We start from the raw sequence: 19,383 nt of genomic DNA on the forward strand, positions 1-19,383 counted from the left end.
CTATCAGAGTGCTAATTTTAAACATTGGCATATAAATAACATAATTTCTCTACCCAGACGCGATATTCATCTTCAATTTGAATAAGCCTCATAATATTAATGAAAAACCGAACCCGATTTAGCGATATTTGAAAATTTAAGGTAAAACCTATTCTCATTTTTATTTACTACAGTAGATTTCTCCAGAAGTGAAAATCAAACATTAGAGGCAGGTAATTTTGTTATTCCTTTTAATAACTATAAATACATTTGTAAAACAATAATGACAGGTCTGCCGAATGAATAATGGTATAGTATAACGATTAAATATGGTTTTATAATTTTAGTAGTCTTATTAAAGCCTTAAGTTATTGAAGTATAAAAAAATTTGTTTCGATAATGCAGTAATAAGGGGAGCCTTCTTGTGCTCCTACTCTTATTAATGAGATTTTTATTTATTTTGTTTTAAAACTACTGTTTTTACTAAGGATTATAGCTGTAAAAATATTCTAAGAAACGATTCGATACTTATTTATAAAATAAATTAGAATCTGGATAATATCGAACCAATAGTTAACTTTATAAGACCTTAAAAGGAAGATTTACTCAATTTATCTTTCTAAATCCTTGTCTTGGCTTCTCTCTTTTTGAGAATATAATTTTTTAAGTTCTTGCGTTCTTAATTTGGTTTGATTTTGTTCAAAGAAATATTTCCCGTCTTTCAATCCTTGGATGTAATCGTTCAAACTATTTGTTTTAAGTATTTCTTGAAGTAACTCTGGATTATTCTTTGCCAATAAATATGCATGATTAAAACCTTTTAAATATTTTTCATTTACGTTATCCATTAGAAAAGTTTTTTGGAATGCTTATTCAGATATTTTATTATAGAATCATAATCGTAAAGGATGATTTTTTTTTGAGGTTGCGTAAAAGCAACACTCCCCTTGTCACGCAATTTCTGCAAAGTTGTCTTACTTTTAATGTTTAATATCTCCATTGTACGTTCAGGAGAGATCCATTTATCTTGAGTAATGTTCTGTTTCTCTTTTAAACGATCTACAACTTGTTCAACTAGTTGATAAAAAGCTTCTTCTTGTAAGCAAATGACTTCCATGTGTTAAAGATAAAATAATTTATTAAAAATCTATTACTTTGTCTAAAGCATCATCTGTATCTTTATGCATAAAGTTAGATTGATAGTTGATTGTAGTAGTAACCGATGAGTGTCTATATAATTTCTGTAACATTTGAATAGGAATTTTATCTCCAGATATATTTCCAAAAGTATGACGTGCAATGTGCATCGTTAGCTTTTTATTAATTTCTGCTTTTACTGCTATTTGTTCTAAGTATTTATTAAACTTTTTGTTAGCGGTTTTTGTCTTTGCTAAAATATCCTTGTCACTTTTTAAATTTGCTTTTTTAAGTTCAGGAAAGATAAAATCATCTTCATTTAATTTATCTTTTGCATAATTTTCTAATATTGGTAAAACCTTTTGAGGTAATTTAAGAGATAAGAGTTTATCATTCTTATTCATTCGGTAATGCAATCTTTCGTCAAAAATATCACTCCATTTAATCTTTAATACGTCTGCAACACGCATACCTGCCAAATAGAAACTAAAGAGCCATACATTTCTTGCATGAAGTTCTTGTTCCTTGAGGGTTTCTAAGTTTTCTATTTTCTTTACTTCATCAGCAGACAATCCCACTTTCTCTGTTTCTGGAAATTTGACCCTAATTTTACCTTTCCCGAAAGGATATAATTTACTATCAACAATCCCCTTTCTAATAGCAATGTTAAATAGCGTCCTAATAACTATAAGATTATTAGTAATTGAACGTGGAGAGTTTTTTCTTTTTATTCTAAGGTGAGAAATAAAATTTTTAAGAAAATCTTCATTAATTTCTTTAAAAGATAAATTATCAGAGCCTGCAAAATTTATTACGTGATTAATCCTTGGTTTATCTGAACTTAATCGAGTTAATTTTTTATTAGCTTCCAATTCTAATAAAAATTGTTTGCTAATATTATTAAAGCTTTCGTTCTCAAAAGGCTTTACTATCTGTTTTTTAATTTGTTTTGAGGAAAACTCTTTATGATTTGATTGCAACTCTATAACTGTATCACTTGCTTCAGCTAATCTCTTAACAAGTAAATTATTTAAGCGAACTGAATTAGGATGTGATTTTTTTATTTTCCTTTCTACATCATCCCAATGATGAGATTCAATATAATGTCCTGTGTAGATAACATTAGCTTTTCTATTTTTAACAATTCTAATCATTAAGGGATACAAGCCCTCTTTATTAGGTTTTTTTCGTAAGATTAATCTTATACTAGATGCCATATTGTTAATGTATTATCTTATTTTAGTATTACGTAACTTTGGGTTATAAAGCTAAGTTAACATTTTTAGGTCAAACATAGGTCAAACATAAGCTGATTTTATGCGGTTTTATATGCTTTTATAAGGCACTGTAAATAAAGGCAAGTGCTTGAAAATTAGCACAGATAGATACATATTGAACCATTAAAAACTGGATTCAAAATCCAGTTCTTTCGGGAGTGTGGGTTCGATTCCCACCTCGAGTACAAAAAACCTCAACCTTTTAATGTTTAAAAAGTTGAGGTTTTTACATTTTAAGTCTTTTTAACCCTCTTTCAATAGTTCTTTGCTCTCTGAAAAAACGATCCTAAACTAAATTACTAGTTTCTAGTTTACAATTTTACTTTTCTTAATCGCAAAGAATTAGCAATAACTGACACAGAGCTAAAACTCATGGCTAAAGCAGCAATTATTGGCGATAATAAAACACCAAATATTGGAAATAAGACACCTGCTGCAATGGGCACACCTAAAACATTATACACAAATGAGAAAAATAAATTTTGCTTGATGTTTTTCATCACTGCATGACTTAAATTTTTAGCTTTTACAATGCCTTGTAAATCGCCTTTTACCAACGTAATTTCAGAACTTTCTATGGCAACATCTGTACCTGTTCCCATGGCAATACCCACATTAGATTGTGCTAGTGCCGGTGCATCATTAATACCATCACCAGCCATGGCCACTATTTTTCCTTCTGCTTGTAATTTTTTAATGAATTCTAATTTATCTTCTGGTAAACAACCTGCTTTAAAACTGGTTAAATGCAGTTCATCTGCTACAGCTTTTGCCGTATTTTCATTATCACCTGTTAACATAATAACTTCAACACCTTTGTCCATTAATGCTTTTACAGCTGCTTTACTAGATTCTTTAATAGCGTCTGAAATACTCACAAAACCTACGGCAATAGCATTCACTGAAATATAGGATACTGTTTTACCTAGTTTTTGTTCTGCTGTAATTTTAGTTTCTAGTTCGTTTGGAATTGATGCTTGTATTTGTTCCATCAATTTTTTATTTCCTAGTGCCACTTTATCTTTAGCAACAGTTCCTACAACACCTTTACCAGCAACAGCTTCAAAATCATTCACTTTAATCAATGTTGTCTTATTTTGCTTCGCATAATTTACAACAGCTTGTGCCAATGGGTGCTCGCTATATTGATTTAATGATGCAATTTGTTGTAATAAATCAGTATTCTTTTCATCTATAGCAACTACTTTCTCTACAGAAGGTTTTCCTTCCGTTAAAGTCCCCGTTTTATCCGTAATTAAAACATTTACTTTATTCATTAATTCAAGTGCTTCTGCATTTTTTATCAATACACCATTTTGTGCACCTTTACCAACACCAACCATAACAGACATTGGCGTTGCCAAACCTAATGCACATGGGCACGCAATAATTAATACAGCAACCGCATTTACAAAAGCATAAACAGTAGCTGGTTCTGGCCCAAAATTAGCCCAAATAATAAAAGTGATTATAGAAACCAAAACCACAATCGGTACAAAATATTTAGAAATAGTATCTGCTAATTTTTGAATTGGAGCTCTAGAACGACTCGCGTCATTTACCATTTGAATAATTTGTGACAGCAAGGTTTCTGAACCTACGCGCTCTGCTTTCATCACAAAAGATTGTGTTCCGTTTATAGTTCCTGAGCTTACTTTATCATCTACAGTTTTATCAACAGGAATCGGCTCTCCTGTAATCATCGATTCATCAATACTACTTTTTCCTTCAAAAATTACACCATCTACAGGAATTTTATCGCCTGGTTTTACGCGCAATAAATCACCTGCTTTGATATCGTGAATTGACACTACTTTATCTTCTCCATCAACTACTAAAACAGCTTCAGATGGTGCTAATTTTAGTAATTCTTTAATCGCACCACTTGTTTGACTGTGGGCTCTAGCTTCTAATAATTGCCCTAGTAAAACTAGGGTTAAAATGACTGCTGTTGCTTCAAAGTAGAGACTTACATCTCCGCTTTTACTTTTAAATTCAGCAGGAAAAACATCAGGAAATAACAAACCAACAATGCTAAATAAAAAGGCCGCTCCTGTACCTATACCAACCAAGGTAAACATGTTTAAATTCCAAGTAATAATAGATTTCCAAGCACGTTCAAAAAACATCCAACAGGTATAAAAAACAACTGGAATTGTTAAAAATAATTGCAACCAATCCCAATATAATTGAGGCATTACTTTAGTAAGCGGATTGGATGGAAGATGCATGGACATTGAAATAATAAATACCGGAACTGCAAAAATTACGGATAATTTCATTTTTTTTAGCAACTTCTGATAGGTTTTATCTTCTTCACTTTCCGTTGGTTTCATTGGCACTAAATCCATTCCGCAAATTGGGCAAGAACCTGGTCCGTCTTTAATTACCTCTGGGTGCATCGGGCATGTATATTGGGTTTTTTGCACTGCTTTTGGCTGTTCAATTAAGTCCATTCCACACACAGGACAATCACCTGGTTTTTCGTACGTTTTCTCTCCTTCACAATGCATCGGACAATAAAAAATCCCATTTCCATCCTTTACTTGTACCTTTTGATGATGTTTATGGTCTGAATGATGGTGTTCGTGTCCAGGCATTTCTATCGTGTAATGTAAACCTGCTTTTAATAATGCTTCTTGTAATTTTTCTAAAGGAACATGAGAGGACATTTCGATCGTTACCTCAGATTCTTTTAAATCGACTTCTACTTTCGTAATTTCTTTTAAGTTCCCTAAAGCACTTTCTGCATTTGCTTTACAGCCCATGCAAGTCATTCCTATTAATTTATATGTGTGTTTCATTTTTTGTAAATTTTACATTTTCATTATTTCTTCCTTATCAACTACTTGTTTTCCAATTTCCTCCATACCCATATGCATATTTCCATCTTCATCTGTATGTGATTTCATAAAAAGATACTGAGAGATAAAAATAAGAATAATCCCAATCGCTGCAACAATAAGCACAAAAGGATCGTTTACATATTTTAGATAGACAAATGCTGCTAAAACAACAATATCCATTAGCATTGCAATTATTGGAATAACGGGATTGAATTTCACTTCGTTTTTTAAGTTTTTAAAAAGCCCCCAATGAATTGCAATATCCATTATTAAATAAAAAATAGCACCAATAGAAGCAATTCTCGTTAAATCAAAAAATACGGTTAAGAATATTGCTAGAGTAACCGTAAAAATTAATGCAGGGTTTTTAAGATTTTTGAGGTTATTTAAGTTAGGAACTTGTTTCATATTACTTAGCATCCCCAACATTCTGGATGCAGAATACACACTAGCAATTACCCCAGATACAGTTGCTATTATAGCAAGAAAAATGGTTAATATAGAACCCCATTCTCCAAAAACTGGTTTTGCTGCAGCAGCCAATGCATAATCTTTTGCCGCTATAATTTCCTTTATACTTAATCCGCCAGCAACTGATAATGCCAAAACAACATATATAATTGTGCAAACAGCTATTGAAATTATAATAGAACGTCCTACATTTTTATGTGGGTTTTTAACATCTCCTCCTTGGTTTGTTATTGTTGTAAACCCCTTATAAGCAAGGATAGATAAAGCTAAAGCGGCAATAAACCCAAAACCTTCTGGTAAAGATTGACTACTGGTTGGTGTATAACTTCCTGTTATTGTAGGTAAACCCGAAATAACTAATCCAGAAATTGCCAACAACGCAATACCAACTACTTTAATAATTGCCGTAAAAGTTGCTGTTGCTTCAATAATCTTATTCCCAGAAATATTGACAATATATGCTGTGCCTAAAAGAACCACTCCCAATACTGATGCGTAACCCGTATATTCTTGTGGAAATAGACGTAACGTATATGCTCCGAAAGTACCCGCTACTAAACTTTCTGAAACCACCATTGATACATACATCAACAAAGAAAATGAACCAGCAGCAGTTCCTGGTCCATAGGCTTTTGTTAAAAATTTTGCAACACCTCCAGAAGAAGGGTATGCATTTGAAAATTTAACATATGAATATGAGCTAAAACCAACGACAACTGCACCAGCAATAAATGCAATAGGAAATAAATCACCAACTAACTCTGCTATTTGTCCCATAAGCACAAATATCCCTGCGCCAATCATTACGCCAGTTCCTAAAGAAATGGAGCCTAATAAAGAGATTTTTTGAGTAGTGCTTTTTAGCTTTTCCATGTTAGTATATGCTAATTAAAATCTTATAGACAAACCACCACCAGCTCCATATCTGTTATCATAACTCGCCATTAAAGAAAAGTTTCTTGAGAACATATATTCAGCTCCAGCATTCCAGACCGTTTCTGATGAAAAGTTTTTATTTATAGGTAGATTATTTACCCATCCAAAGTCCATTAAATATTCATAATACCCGAAAATAGAGAGTTTAGGGAATACCATTATGCTTCTTCCTAAAGAAATTCTTGATCTTAATTCGTTATCAATTCTTGCATCAAGCGAAAACAAGTATGGTGTTAAATAACGGATTCCAACTACAGCTGTAGTTTTAAATTGATTTAGACTTTTTCGTGTTTCATTCTCAATATTTACACCACCAAACACTCGAAAATAATCTTGCAGGTAGTATTCATAAGTTACCTCTGCTTCTAAATTTTTATTCCAACCATATTCAAAAGATGCATTCAATTGATTTCTTAAATTGGATGTCGTAAAATTAATAGCCGTATAGCTCGAAGCAGCATCTATCAACCCCCAAGAATACCATCTATCTGTTTCTGCAATAATTTTTGATTCCGGAAAATCTTTCATTCGGGGATCTCTTGGTGTATCATAAGATACCACTCGTGCCATACCACCCATCATATGATATAAAATGTGACAATGGAAAAACCAATCGCCATTCTCATCGCCTTTATTGCCATAAAATTCTATAGTGACTTTTCCCATTGGTGGCACATTCACCGTGTGTTTTAATGGAGAATAATCTCCATTTTTATTGATGACTCTAAAAAAATGACCGTGTAAATGCATTGGGTGGTGCATCATCGTTAGGTTATTCAAGGTAATTCGAGTTACCATCTTACTATTTATTTTAATCTTATCTGCTTCAGACAATGGTACACCATTCATGCTCCAGATATAGCGACTCATATTCCCTGTAAGATTTAATAATATTTCTTTTACAGGAACATTTTTATCGTAGTTGGTTTTCTTTGGCGACTTCAAATAATCGTAATTATATTCTGCAAATAGGTCCATTTCACCCATTTTCATTGGTTCCTTTTTTGGATTCATTTGCATGCCTTTCATTTTAGAATGATCCATTTTCATACCTTCCATTTCAGAGTGATTCATTGGCATAGAATCTTTAGCTTTCATCATTTTCATTTCAGACATTGTTTTGTCTTTTTTCATGTTTATGCCTTCCATTTTATCCATCTGCATACCATACTTGGCCTTCATTTTATAACGTTCATCCTTTTTTGGACGATATTTTAATGCAGGTGCACCCATTTTCATATCCATTTTTGCCATTTTCATCATCATTCCAATCTTATCTGGCTTCGGAATATCTTGTGCTTTTAAAACTTTTCCAGTCCCTAAAAATGCTGAGGCTGTACCAGAACCATCTTGTGCTGTAATTTTGAATTCTATTTTTCCGTTTTCGGGGATGGTTACAATATAATCGTAGGCTTCTGCAATGGCTATAAATGTTTTGTTCTTTTTAACAGGTACTACATCAAGGCCATCCGCCGAAACTAATAGTGGATCTCCACCACCAAAAGTCATCCAAAAAGAAGTAGATGCGCCTCCATCAATAATTCGCAATCGTACTTTTTCCCCTGGCTTAAATTTTGGGTACTCAACACTTTCTTCTCCATTAATTAAAAATGCAGGATAATATATATCTGCTATATCTGCGCCTTGCATACGTTGTCTCCAGAAATTAAGTTGTGCACCAAAAGCACCTCTGGCAATTACTTTATTTAGCGGAGTAGATGTTCCTTTTTTAATACCGTACCATTCGTTACCACGTTTTAAATTTTTAAGAACACTCATTGGTTTTTCATTAGTCCAATCAGATAGCATTAATACCAATTCCTTGTCATAATCTAATGTTTTTTCTTTAGGCTGAATAACAATAGAGCCGAAAACACCACTTTGTTCTTGTAACATGGTATGAGAATGATACCAATACGTACCAGATTGTCTAATGGGAAATTCGTATTTAAAAGTAGTCCCAGGTTCTATGGGTGGTGTATTTAAATACGGAACACCATCATAAAAATTAGGAAGTAAAAGACCGTGCCAATGCACTGAGGTTTCTACACTCATTTCATTTTTTACGTAAATAACAGCGTATTCTCCTTCTTTAAATTCTAGAGTAGGACCAGGGATGGTTCCGTTAACGGTCATTCCCATTACGTCTATTCCTGCTTTATTAACCGTTGCTTCTCGCAATGTAATCGTGTGTTCTCTTACCGGAAGGTTATTTACATTTCCTTCACTTACCTTATTGGTCTGTGCCTCTATGGTTAAACCAGAAACTAGAAGAACTAAAAATAAAAACTTCCTTTTGAATTGTTTTAAATTTTTCATGTTTTATCTTTTTTGGGTTTAATTATTTTTCTTTTTTGCATTCCACCATATTGCCCATAGAATAATTAATAGTGGAATAACCCATACATACATCATAATTTCTAGGTTTTATAGTTGGTGTTATTTGTGACTATTATGCATGTCACCCATATCCATTCCTTTGTCTTTCATCATTTTCACGCAGGACTGCATACATTCACTACTCATCATCCCTTTATCATGCATCATTTGCATCATATTGCCCATCATTTTACTGTCTTTCATCATATTGCCCATCATGTTTTTCATCATGTCTGGATTTTTCATCATTTGCATGCCATTTCCTTGTGTCATCATCTTCATCATGTCTTTATCGCCTTGCATCATTTGCATGGCATGCTCATTTCCTTTTATTTTTCCCATAAATTCTGTCATCATTCCTTGATCACCTACGATGTTTTGCATCATTTTGCTTCTCATTTCAGGGTTTTTGAGCATTGTACTCATGTCTGTTTCTTGTTTACAACTAGTAAGTGTAAAAAGACCAACTACTGTTAATAGTATTGCTAATGTTTTCATGATATTAAAATTTAATTGTTATTATTTATAGTGTAAAGATCACCATCTTAATTAACTTTTTTGTGCATGATTTTGGTTATATGTTATCTAATTTTTGGCGTTTCCCTATCCTTTTAAATTCTGTCGGAGTTAATCCAGTAATTTGTTTAAATTGTCTTGATAAATGTTGTGGGCTGCTATAATTAAGTCCGTAAGAAATTTGACTTAATGTTAATTCATTGTAGATGATGAATTCTTTAGCACGTTCTATGCGCTGTTCTATAATGTAGTGTTCTATGGTTTTACCTTCTAATTCTGAAAATAGTTTACTCATGTATGAATACTCTATTCCTATCTCTAAAGTAAGGTATTTTGAGAAGTTTTGATGTGCTGGCTTTTCTAATCCTTGATGAATGTTTTTTATAATTAACGCCTTTATCTTACTGATAATAATTGCGTCTTTATCTTCAAGGATTTCAAAACCTTCTTTTTTTAGTAATTTGTTTAAGATTTCTTTGTTTTCAGTTGAAATATCTTCTGTTAATGTTAGAACCCCAAGAGTCACCTCATCAAAAGCTATATGGTTGTTTTGTAAAACATCTGTAACCACCTTAATACAGCGATTACAGACCATGTTTTTGATGTTGATTGTGTGGTTCATTTCTACAAAGAATCTATGACTAATTTTAATCGTTTTTCAATATCTAATGCTACATTCCCTAATTCATTATTTTCAATCATTCCCATGGCTACAGTTGGCATAATTGCAGAAACAAATACAGCATCGTTTTTTTGATATACAATAACGTTGCAGGGCAACATTAAACCAATTTCAATTTCTGACTGGATGGATTGATATGCGCTTGGTGGATGACAAGCACCTAAAATGGTGTAATTCTCCATTTCAACATTAAGTTTGTTTTTTAGCGTGTTTTTAATATCTATTTCAGTTAACACCCCAAATCCATCATTTTTTAAGGCTTGTTTTGTTTGTTCTATTGCATCTATAAACGTAGCCTTTACTTTTTTTCGATATCCATAATTTGCTGTTTTCATTTTGTCTGTAAATTAGTTATTTATTAAATTTTTTCTTAATGTAATTAACCCATCTTTTAGCTTGTAATAATCTTTTGTAGATGGCTTTTTATTTCTTTATAAGATATAAAAAATAATTTAACATAGCATCATAAGTAACAACTTGTACAATCGTTATTAAACCTCTTTTTAACGCTAGTAATCTCGTTCTTTACGGCTTCAATTTTTTAAATGAAGTGTGAGAATGAATAATTTTCCAGTTGCCATCAATTTTTTGTAAAATAGAAGTAGCAACTCCTTTACTTTTTATGGTTCTCTCTTTAACTCCTTTAGCTTTATCACCTTTTAAAACAATTGTATATACATACTTTTCTGTAGTATATGCATACGGCAAGCTAACTGTTGTATTAATACCGTAATCTGAAAAGGTAAAGCTTTTAAAATGCCCTAATTCTGGACCTAAATGATGGTTGATGTATTCTTTGTAAGTGCCTTCTGCTTTCCCTTGTTCAAAAATAGTAGCTTCTGGAGTAAATAGTTCAAAAGTACCATCTGTTGTTAAATTTTGTATTGCATCTTTGTATGCCTGCATTACAGAAAATATTGCTTCTTTTTCTTTTGATATATTAACTATTTCTTCTTTATTGGTTACGACTTCTTTCTCTTGTTTTTTACAGCTTGTAAGTACTACTGTAAAAATGGTGATGATAATAAGTGATTTTAAAAGTTTCATTTGGTTTTGTTTTGAGTGTTCTTATATACTATCTCTTAATTGTGTAAGCCATTCAAAAAGTTCTTTTTTCTCTTTTTCTGTGAATTTTGCATCGCCATGAATTAAAGTATAAGATGTTAATGGCATCTCACCCTCTTTAATTTGACTTATTATTGATTTTAATTTGCCTTTCTTTCTTCTATTAGAATAATTGCTCCAAGCACTAAAATTAAGTTCTTTTTTTCCTGCTATTACATGGTCTTCTAAAAACCAAGCAATAGGTTGAATTTTATTATACCAAGGGTATGATGTATTATTACTATGGCAATCATAACAAGAGGTTTGTACCTTAATTTTGATATGATAAGGAACATTATTTACCAACATAAAATCAGTTTTAGGCACCGTTTTACTTTGATTGCGAGTTGTGGGAAAAAATTGTATTCCCACAAGTGCAATCAATAAAACCAAAAGTATGATTTTAACTTTTTTCATTTAATTAATTTGTTTTTTAACAAAACCACACGTCAACATTTTACTTCCATAATAAGGATTTTTGACGTCTTTTGTTTCGCTTAACCAACTTGCTTTTTTCATTGGACAAATATCTTGATACAACGTTTTTTCTGTTCCTAATAAAGAAATCAAATCATTTATGTCTGTATTTAAGGTCTCAAAATGCTCTCTTTGATGATCAATCGGACTTTTTACAATATGCTCTGCTTGTTCTTTTGCGCTTTCAGCAATTTCCATGTAATTTTTATGTGCTTCACCTGATAATTTGGTCATATCAAATTTTGAAAAAGCAGTTAATAATGCTGTTGCTCCTTTTGCTGCACCCTCTTTATTGTCTGCAACCAAACCGTTTTTAATTTGGATGTATGCTTCAATAATTGGAGTTGTTGCTGCATTTTTTTGAGCAGTTGTTTCTATGGTTCTTTTTTCTTTTTTTTCTGACATTTCTTTGTCTTCATGATCCATTTTAGAATGATCGTCATCTTTCATTTCTGTTTGATGTTTATCATCGTTATCATGATCTTTTTTGTTCTCCTTACAAGATGTAATTGTTAGTGCAATAAACGCTATTGATAAAATACCTGTTGTTACTTTTAAATGTTTCATTGTTTTTGTTTTTTAGTTATTAATTAATTATTGTTTTTGTGCTACCGCAAGTAGCCATTTTAGATCCATAATATGGATTATTTATTTTTTCGTCTAAACTCAACCAAAAAGCTCCTTTATTAGTATCTGCCATTGGGCAAAATTGTTCATAAACCTGCTTATTAACTCCAAATAATTTTACTGCTTTAGATAAATATACTGATAAATGTATAAAATGATTGCGTTGTTTTTCAATATCTAAAGTTTTTGAAATAGCCGTTGCAAAACTTACAATTTCTTTAGAAACAGTCATCCAATGATTATGCGCGTCCATATTTTTTAATTGTTTCATATCTACTTTATCCATTGCTTTTAATAGTTCTTTTGCAGATTTTTGAGCTGTTTCTGCATCATCTTTTGTAAACGCATCTTTAAGCGCAATATATTGAGTAAAAGCTTTTTCTAATTGAGTTTGAAAAGCGTTAGAAACTTTAATGCGTTTATTCATTGTAGCATGATCTGTCTTACTTTCCTTTTTCTCTTTTAAACTACCGCTGGTTTTATCATCACCCATATTCATTCCAGGCATATTTGCCATTCCTCCTGTATTTCCAGAAGTTCCAGTTGGATTCATCATACTTTTTTGCCCCATTAATTGAGCAGAAGCATCAATTCTAAAGACACCATTTGTTGCTACTATTTCACCCGCTTTCAATCCGCTTGCAACAATATAAAAATCTCCCATGTTTTGACCTAAAATAATTTCTCTGTATACAAAAGAAATCGTTCTATCGTGAGGTACTTTTACATATACTACAGATCGTTTTCCTGTCCATAACACTGCCGATTTAGGGATAATTATAGCATCCTTTATGTTTTTAAGTTTTGCTTTTATAACTCCAGTTGCATACATTTCTGGCAGTAATTTTCGGTCTACATTTGCGATCTCTACTCGTACTTTAGCAACTCGGGTTTTTGCAGATACAAAAGGATCTACGAAAGTGATTTTTCCTTTAAATGCTTTACCAGGGTTTGCTTGTATGGTAAAATCTACATTATCACCAATATGAATCCAAGGAATATCAGCCTCATAAGCTTCAAACAATACCCAAACCGAACTTAAATTAGCAATATCATATAAACTACCACCAGCTTTTATATAATCTCCTAGCGCTACATTTTTTTGCATTACATAACCCGAATAATCTGAATATATATCTACTTGTTCGCTCACTTTTCCTGATTTTTCTATCGCATCTATTTGTGCATCCGTAAGCTTCCATAACTTTAATTTATTACGTGATGCTGTGTATAACTGTGGATAAACCGCTCTAGATCGTATCGCTTCAAACAATTCTTTTTGTGCCGTAATTAAATCCGGAGAATAGATGCGAACGATTGGTTGCCCTTTTGTTACTTTTTCTCCCGTAAAATTCACATACAAACGCTCAATTCGCCCTGGAATATGAGAGACTTGAGAATACAAACGTCTTTCATCTGGTTTTACTCTACCTAACAAACGAATTTCTTTTATTGCTTTAGAACGTTCTACAGTTGTGGTTTGAATATTTGCCAATTGATAAGCTTGATCACTCATTACAATTTCGTTGTCTGCGATGTTTTCTGAAGAATCGCTTGACGTTTCTAATGGAATAAGCTCCATTCCACAAATAGGACAATCGCCTGGTTTTTCTGCTCTTATTTGTGGATGCATCGAGCAAGTCCACAATTTGCTAACTGGGTCTTGAACAAGGTTATGTTCCGTTTTAGAATGTTTCGTTTCAGAATTTCCTCCTGAAAATACATTGCCTAAAATAATTCCGAGAATTAATATTCCGGCAGCGATGAGATAATTTTTATATTTTTTCATTTTATATTTTTTAATTTCCTATTAAATAATTTACAAATGCAGTAGCTACATTTTTATCAATTAGTGCTTTTTGATATGCCAATTCATATTTTAATAATTGACGTTCGATACGCAATACTTCTTCAAAATCTTTAGAATCCGTAGAATAGGATGTAATCAAAACATCCAACACTTTTTTTGCAATTTCTGTTTGTTTCTTATTTAACAAAATGCGTCTGTCACTATCACTATAATTTTTATGTGTTTTTTCATAAATGGTAGAAAGACTATTTTTTTTGTCTTTTTTATTAGAAATTTCAGCCTCTTGCATGTATTTAGCTTCCTTGATAAGAGCTTTATACTTTTTTCTAAATAAAGGAATTTTTATTCCAATAGATGGAAACATAAAAGCATCTTTTCCGTTGTTTGACACTGTAGAGCCTGCATTCTTGCTAATGATTGTATAATCCAAACCAATGGTAAATTTTGGAAGCCCTTCTTTTTGTGCTACTACCTCTTGATTTATAAAAGCATTCAATCTATGATCGATACTCTTTAATTGATGATTTGAACTATAAATAGCATCCAGAACGGTTTGTTTATCTATTGGTAATTCATCTTGCCATAACATTATCGGAACATTAATTTTAGTACTTGCTTTAGTGTTCAATAAATTATTAAACTGTATTTGCAATACCTGTTTGGTATCTTTAAGTAATTCCAATTGATTGCGCAAATCATTCAATTCTAATTCCACTCGAAGTTCATCTACGATGGATGCCTTTCCAGCTTCAATTTTAACCAAAGACAGGCGTTTAAAAGCCTCCAAAATTCGAATATTCTTTTGTGTTATTTCTATCGCTTTTTCAATAAAATAATAATTGTAATAGGCTGTTTTTACTTCAAAGAATAAATTTGATTTTGCATTTTCAAATACTTCGTATTTTGCTTTTGCCATTTCGGTAGCCACATCTTCTTTAGCACTCAACAATCCAAACCAAGGAAAGCTTTGCGATACATTAAATTTCCAATTTTGTGGACCAACTCTTGTCTCAACAGGTTGCACAAAATACCCAAAAGCGAAACTTGGATCTGGTAAAGCACCTACTTGAGGTACTTTTTCCATAGCCGCCATATAATTGCTGAATTTCGCTTTTAATCCAGGGTTATTTTTAGCGGCAACTACTAAATAATTTTTTAGCTGTTCTTGTCCAAAAGCGCTCGATACAAATAGCATCAACACACTAAAAAAGAATAGCTGTTTTATAATTTTTTTCATCTTAATTTGTTTTTTCTGTCATTTTTTTAAGCTGTCTTTTTAATCCGTGCTCTTTCCACATGCAATACAATACCGGAACTACAAACATGGTCATCACTTGTAGCAACATCCCTCCAAAAGACGGAATTGCCATAGGCACCACAACATCTGATCCTTTCCCGGTTGCTGTCAACACAGGAATCAGTGCAATCACTGCAACTGCTGCTGTCATCATCGCTGGTCGTACTCGTTTTGCTCCTGCATGTAACACAGAAGTTCTGATATCTTTCACCGTTGTCGGTTTTTCCTCATCAAAAACTTGCGTTAAATACGTTCCCATAATAACACCGTCATCGGTTGCAATCCCAAATAAGGCAATAAAACCTACCCAAACGGCGACGCTTAAATTAATGGTGTGTAATTGAAATAAATCTCGCATATGAACACCTGCAAAGCTGAAATTTAAAAACCACTCTTGACCATACAGCCAAATCATGATAAAACCACCAGAAAAAGCTACAAAAATACCTGAAAACACCATCAATGATGGTAAAATATGTTTGAACTGAAAATACAATATCAATAGAATTAAGACCAATGAAATTGGTACTACAATCATAAGACGTTTTGAGGCTCTTATCTGATTTTCGTAATTTCCTGTAAAACGATACGTTACACCCGCTGGTAATTTAAATTCGCCCGAATCAATTTTAGCTTTGATTAATTTTTGTGCTGCTTCTACCACATTGGTTTCTGCATTGCCTTCCTTCATATCAAAAATGACATAGCCAGTTAAAAAAGTATCTTCACTTTTTATCACCTGTGGGCCTCTTACATATTCTATGGATGCCAATTCGCCCAATTCTACTTGAACACCAGTTGGAGTTGGAATTAAAATCTTTTTAATATCCTCTGGATTGTCTCTAAACTCTCTGGCGTATCTAACACGAACAGGAAAACGCTCTCTACCTTCAACAGTTGTTGTTAGTTGTTTTCCACCGATTGCCACAGACAATTGCATTTGCATATCCTTAATGGTTAACCCGTAACGAGACATTGCTTGTCTATTTAGTTTAATTTCTAAATAAGGTTTACCAACAACTCTATCGGCAAAAACGGTAGATGGATTGATACTTGGAACTTCTTTTAATAAACGTTCTAATTCAAAACCTACTTTTTCAATTGACTCTAATGTGGGTCCAAATACTTTAATTCCCATTGGCGCACGCATTCCTGTTGCCAACATGATTAATCGTGTTTGAATAGGTTGCAATTTGGGTGCAGAAGTTAATCCTGGAAATTTGGCATGTTTGATAATTTCTTTCCAAATATCGTCTGGCTTTTTAATCTTTTCACGCCACTGTCTAAAATTCTCCCCATCTTCATCTAAAATAAGTTCTTCTTTAGTTATTTTAAGAAATTCGTCTTTACCATATTTATAGGTTGTTCCATCTTTTAAAACAAAGGCTTGATTATCATCAACTTTAAAGCGCTCTCTATGTCCATCAGCATCCAACATATATTCAGGAATATAATTGATGGTGTTTTCATACATAGATGTAGGAGCAGGATCTAAAGCCGAATTGACACGTCCCCACTTACCTACAGACGATGCTATTTCTGGAATGGTCATTACATGTTTGTCTATACTAGCAATAACTTCCGTGTTTTCGGTAATACCAGAATGTGGCATTGTGGTTGGCATTAATAGAAAAGAACCTTCATTTAACGCTGGCATAAATTCTTTTCCAATTCCTGGAAACGTTTTGCCTAAACTAGCCCAAGCACTATTGTTTTTAACAAAATTGGGCATAAACCCAAAGGTTTTTCCGAAACCTAACCAAATAGTAATTCCAAAAAAGACAACAATAATTGGAACACTTAAAAATTTCCATTTGTTATCTAAACACCAAGCCAATATGCTTGTATAAAAATGTACAATAGTCATTAAGACCCCTAATACAGAACCTACAATAATGATTACAAAAATAAAGTTCACAAACGTAGAATTTGAAGCTCCTAAAGGCATCCATTCAACTGTTAAAAAATAAAGAACAATAAGTGTTGTAATTATAATGTTGATTAAGTTTGCTGTTTTTTCTGAGTACGGTAATTTTATTTTATTATTTAAAAAGCTTCTTGGTGCTACTTTTGTTAGTAAATTATTTACTCCAAATGCAATCAAAGCAAGTGCAATAATACTTCCGTATGCTATTGTAAACACAAGACCAAAACCAATTAATAAGGCGTTAAATATTCTACTGGTTTTCTTTTTGTCCAGTCGAATAGAAAATAATACTTGTGCAATTGCCGGGATAAATAATATCCCAATAAATAATGAAGACACCAAAGCAAAAGTCTTCGTCCACGCTAACGGTCTAAATAATTTTCCTTCGGATGCTTGCATCGCAAAAACAGGTAAGAAACTTACAATGGTAGTTGCTAATGCCGTCATTATTGCAGATGCCACTTCAACCGTTGCTATATAAATAACTTCCACTAACCGTTTTCCTTTAATACCTTCATTTTCTGGCATTTCGAGATGCCTGATAATGTTTTCGGTAAAGACAATTCCCACATCCACCATAACACCTATCGCGATAGCGATACCTGATAATGCAACAATGTTGGCATCGACATTAAAGTATTTCATTAAGATAAAAGTCATTAATACTCCAACAGGCAGTAACGTGGATATTAATACGGAAGCTCTTAAATTTAGCACCAAAACAATCACTACCAAAATACTAATCAAAATTTCATGTGACAAAGAAGATTCTAAAGTTCCTAAGGTTTCTTGGATCAATCCAGAACGATCATAAAAAGGAACGATGGTAATTTTAGAAACGGTTCCATCTGCCAGGGTTTTTGAAGGCAAACCAGGAGCAACTTCTTTTATTTTATCTTTTAATGATTTAATTACAGCTTGTGGATTTGCACCATATCTTGCCACAACAACACCACCAACGGCTTCAACCCCACCTTTGTCGAGACCACCTCTTCGTGTTGCTGGACCAAATTGAATTTTGGCGACATCTTTTAAGCGGATTGGGACATTATCTCTAACGGTAACCACACTTTCTTCGAGATCAGATAAACTTTTAATATACCCCAATCCTCTCACTAAATACTCTACTTTATTAAATTCTAAAGTACGAGCACCAATATCGAGATTGCTGTTTTTAACAGCATTCATAATCATTTTTACATCTACATTATTGGCTTTCATTGCATCAGGATCGATTTCGATTTGATACTCTTTTAAAAATCCACCAATAGATGCTACTTCAGAAACTCCGCTAGTTGCAGTTAAATAATATCGAACATAAAAATCTTGAATGGTTCTTAGTTCTTGCGGATCCCAACCGCCTGTTGGTTTTCCTGTTTTTGGATCTCTTCCTTCTAAAGTGTACCAATAAACTTGTCCTAACGCTGTTGCATCGGGTCCAAGTGCTGGTTTGACCTCATTAGGAACTGTGCCAGGAGGTAAGGAATTTAGTTTTTCTAGAATACGAGTTCTACTCCAATAAAAATCTACATCATCATTAAAAATAATGTAAATACTAGAGAGCCCAAAAATAGAATTACTTCGGATGGTTTTTACTCCTGGAACACCTAGTAGCGCTGTTGTTAGCGGATAGGTAATTTGATTTTCAATATCCTGAGGTGATTGTCCCATCCATTCGGTATAGACAATTTGTTGGTTTTCACCAATATCGGGAATGGCATCTACAGGAACTGGGCTTCGCTCAATAAATGAGGTTTCCCAATTAAATGGAGCGGTAACTAGACCTCCAATAATAAAGGTAGCGAGTAATAGAAATGTTATTAGCTTGTTTTCAAGAAAATAACGAATGGTTTTATTTAACATAAATTTTGATACTTAAACAATTGAACATTGGTATTATTAAAATACCGAATACCTG

The 19,383-nt window shown here is 32.8% G+C and carries 15 protein-coding genes and 1 tRNA gene; 1 reads left to right on the top strand and 15 read right to left on the bottom strand.

The genetic code is table 11. The features are described from left to right. Positions 1-590: 590 nt before the first annotated feature. The 3 genes from KCTC32516_RS02925 to KCTC32516_RS02935 are packed head-to-tail and all read right to left on the bottom strand — an operon-like array spanning position 591 to position 2,333. Entirely contained in the window at positions 591-827 is a 237-nt protein-coding gene (locus tag KCTC32516_RS02925; RefSeq protein ID WP_301401845.1) for a hypothetical protein, read from the bottom strand. Continuing rightward, entirely contained in the window at positions 827-1,096 is a 270-nt protein-coding gene (locus tag KCTC32516_RS02930) for a hypothetical protein (protein ID WP_301401846.1), read from the bottom strand. Before KCTC32516_RS02930 ends, KCTC32516_RS02925 begins: the two co-directional genes overlap by 1 nt. Before the next feature lie 22 nt (positions 1,097-1,118). After that, positions 1,119-2,333, bottom strand: coding sequence for a site-specific integrase (locus KCTC32516_RS02935; protein WP_301401847.1), 1,215 nt, complete (start codon positions 2,331-2,333; stop codon positions 1,119-1,121). Positions 2,334-2,477: 144 nt separating this feature from the next. On the opposite strand from KCTC32516_RS02935, the gene KCTC32516_RS02940 reads away from it, so the two are divergent. Beyond that, positions 2,478-2,580 (top strand) — tRNA-OTHER (locus KCTC32516_RS02940). Positions 2,581-2,704: 124 nt separating this feature from the next. On the opposite strand, the gene KCTC32516_RS02945 is transcribed toward KCTC32516_RS02940, so the two are convergent. From KCTC32516_RS02945 to KCTC32516_RS03000, 12 genes are all read right to left on the bottom strand, one after another. Then, positions 2,705-5,197 (bottom strand): heavy metal translocating P-type ATPase, encoded by a 2,493-nt coding sequence (locus KCTC32516_RS02945; protein WP_301401848.1) that lies wholly within the window; start codon positions 5,195-5,197, stop codon positions 2,705-2,707. Between the two features lie 12 nt (positions 5,198-5,209). Beyond that, on the bottom strand, positions 5,210-6,583 hold the full coding sequence (locus KCTC32516_RS02950; RefSeq protein WP_301401849.1) for an APC family permease: 1,374 nt from the start codon (positions 6,581-6,583) through the stop codon (positions 5,210-5,212). A 15-nt stretch (positions 6,584-6,598) separates the two neighbouring features. Next, complete coding sequence (locus KCTC32516_RS02955) at positions 6,599-8,965, bottom strand: multicopper oxidase domain-containing protein (RefSeq protein WP_301401850.1); 2,367 nt, start codon at positions 8,963-8,965, stop codon at positions 6,599-6,601. A 120-nt stretch (positions 8,966-9,085) separates the two neighbouring features. Further along, complete coding sequence (locus tag KCTC32516_RS02960; RefSeq protein WP_301401851.1) at positions 9,086-9,451, bottom strand: hypothetical protein; 366 nt, start codon at positions 9,449-9,451, stop codon at positions 9,086-9,088. Between the two features lie 148 nt (positions 9,452-9,599). Then, on the bottom strand, positions 9,600-10,163 hold the full coding sequence (locus tag KCTC32516_RS02965; protein ID WP_301401852.1) for a helix-turn-helix domain-containing protein: 564 nt from the start codon (positions 10,161-10,163) through the stop codon (positions 9,600-9,602). 2 nt (positions 10,164-10,165) lie between these two features. Next, positions 10,166-10,558 (bottom strand): DUF302 domain-containing protein, encoded by a 393-nt coding sequence (locus KCTC32516_RS02970; RefSeq protein ID WP_301401853.1) that lies wholly within the window; start codon positions 10,556-10,558, stop codon positions 10,166-10,168. A gap of 190 nt (positions 10,559-10,748) precedes the next feature. After that, a complete protein-coding gene (locus KCTC32516_RS02975; protein ID WP_301401854.1) occupies positions 10,749-11,270 on the bottom strand; it encodes a YybH family protein in 522 nt (173 codons plus the stop codon). A 21-nt stretch (positions 11,271-11,291) separates the two neighbouring features. Further along, entirely contained in the window at positions 11,292-11,744 is a 453-nt protein-coding gene (locus KCTC32516_RS02980) for a heme-binding domain-containing protein (protein WP_301401855.1), read from the bottom strand. After that, a complete protein-coding gene (locus KCTC32516_RS02985; protein WP_301401856.1) occupies positions 11,745-12,371 on the bottom strand; it encodes a DUF3347 domain-containing protein in 627 nt (208 codons plus the stop codon). A 19-nt stretch (positions 12,372-12,390) separates the two neighbouring features. Then, on the bottom strand, positions 12,391-14,220 hold the full coding sequence (locus KCTC32516_RS02990; protein ID WP_301401857.1) for an efflux RND transporter periplasmic adaptor subunit: 1,830 nt from the start codon (positions 14,218-14,220) through the stop codon (positions 12,391-12,393). A gap of 10 nt (positions 14,221-14,230) precedes the next feature. Continuing rightward, entirely contained in the window at positions 14,231-15,478 is a 1,248-nt protein-coding gene (locus tag KCTC32516_RS02995) for a TolC family protein (RefSeq protein ID WP_301401858.1), read from the bottom strand. 1 nt (position 15,479) lies between these two features. Then, positions 15,480-19,328 (bottom strand): efflux RND transporter permease subunit, encoded by a 3,849-nt coding sequence (locus KCTC32516_RS03000; RefSeq protein ID WP_301401859.1) that lies wholly within the window; start codon positions 19,326-19,328, stop codon positions 15,480-15,482. Between the last annotated feature and the right edge of the window lie 55 nt (positions 19,329-19,383).

Source organism: Polaribacter huanghezhanensis (genome assembly GCF_030444335.1).
GTDB classification, from domain to species: Bacteria; Bacteroidota; Bacteroidia; order Flavobacteriales; family Flavobacteriaceae; genus Polaribacter; species Polaribacter huanghezhanensis.

What these genes read in the sequence shown, in the direction of transcription:
- KCTC32516_RS02925 (WP_301401845.1), bottom strand. Translation starts at nt 827, where the DNA reads ATGGATAACGTAAATGAAAAATATTTAAAAGGTTTTAATCATGCATAT.
- KCTC32516_RS03000 (WP_301401859.1), bottom strand. Translation starts at nt 19,328, where the DNA reads ATGTTAAATAAAACCATTCGTTATTTTCTTGAAAACAAGCTAATAACA.
- KCTC32516_RS02965 (WP_301401852.1), bottom strand. Translation starts at nt 10,163, where the DNA reads ATGAACCACACAATCAACATCAAAAACATGGTCTGTAATCGCTGTATT.
- KCTC32516_RS02950 (WP_301401849.1), bottom strand. Translation starts at nt 6,583, where the DNA reads ATGGAAAAGCTAAAAAGCACTACTCAAAAAATCTCTTTATTAGGCTCC.
- KCTC32516_RS02960 (WP_301401851.1), bottom strand. Translation starts at nt 9,451, where the DNA reads ATGAGTACAATGCTCAAAAACCCTGAAATGAGAAGCAAAATGATGCAA.
- KCTC32516_RS02970 (WP_301401853.1), bottom strand. Translation starts at nt 10,558, where the DNA reads ATGAAAACAGCAAATTATGGATATCGAAAAAAAGTAAAGGCTACGTTT.
- KCTC32516_RS02945 (WP_301401848.1), bottom strand. Translation starts at nt 5,197, where the DNA reads ATGAAACACACATATAAATTAATAGGAATGACTTGCATGGGCTGTAAA.
- KCTC32516_RS02975 (WP_301401854.1), bottom strand. Translation starts at nt 11,270, where the DNA reads ATGAAACTTTTAAAATCACTTATTATCATCACCATTTTTACAGTAGTA.
- KCTC32516_RS02990 (WP_301401857.1), bottom strand. Translation starts at nt 14,220, where the DNA reads ATGAAAAAATATAAAAATTATCTCATCGCTGCCGGAATATTAATTCTC.
- KCTC32516_RS02985 (WP_301401856.1), bottom strand. Translation starts at nt 12,371, where the DNA reads ATGAAACATTTAAAAGTAACAACAGGTATTTTATCAATAGCGTTTATT.
- KCTC32516_RS02995 (WP_301401858.1), bottom strand. Translation starts at nt 15,478, where the DNA reads ATGAAAAAAATTATAAAACAGCTATTCTTTTTTAGTGTGTTGATGCTA.
- KCTC32516_RS02980 (WP_301401855.1), bottom strand. Translation starts at nt 11,744, where the DNA reads ATGAAAAAAGTTAAAATCATACTTTTGGTTTTATTGATTGCACTTGTG.
- KCTC32516_RS02935 (WP_301401847.1), bottom strand. Translation starts at nt 2,333, where the DNA reads ATGGCATCTAGTATAAGATTAATCTTACGAAAAAAACCTAATAAAGAG.
- KCTC32516_RS02955 (WP_301401850.1), bottom strand. Translation starts at nt 8,965, where the DNA reads ATGAAAAATTTAAAACAATTCAAAAGGAAGTTTTTATTTTTAGTTCTT.
- KCTC32516_RS02930 (WP_301401846.1), bottom strand. Translation starts at nt 1,096, where the DNA reads ATGGAAGTCATTTGCTTACAAGAAGAAGCTTTTTATCAACTAGTTGAA.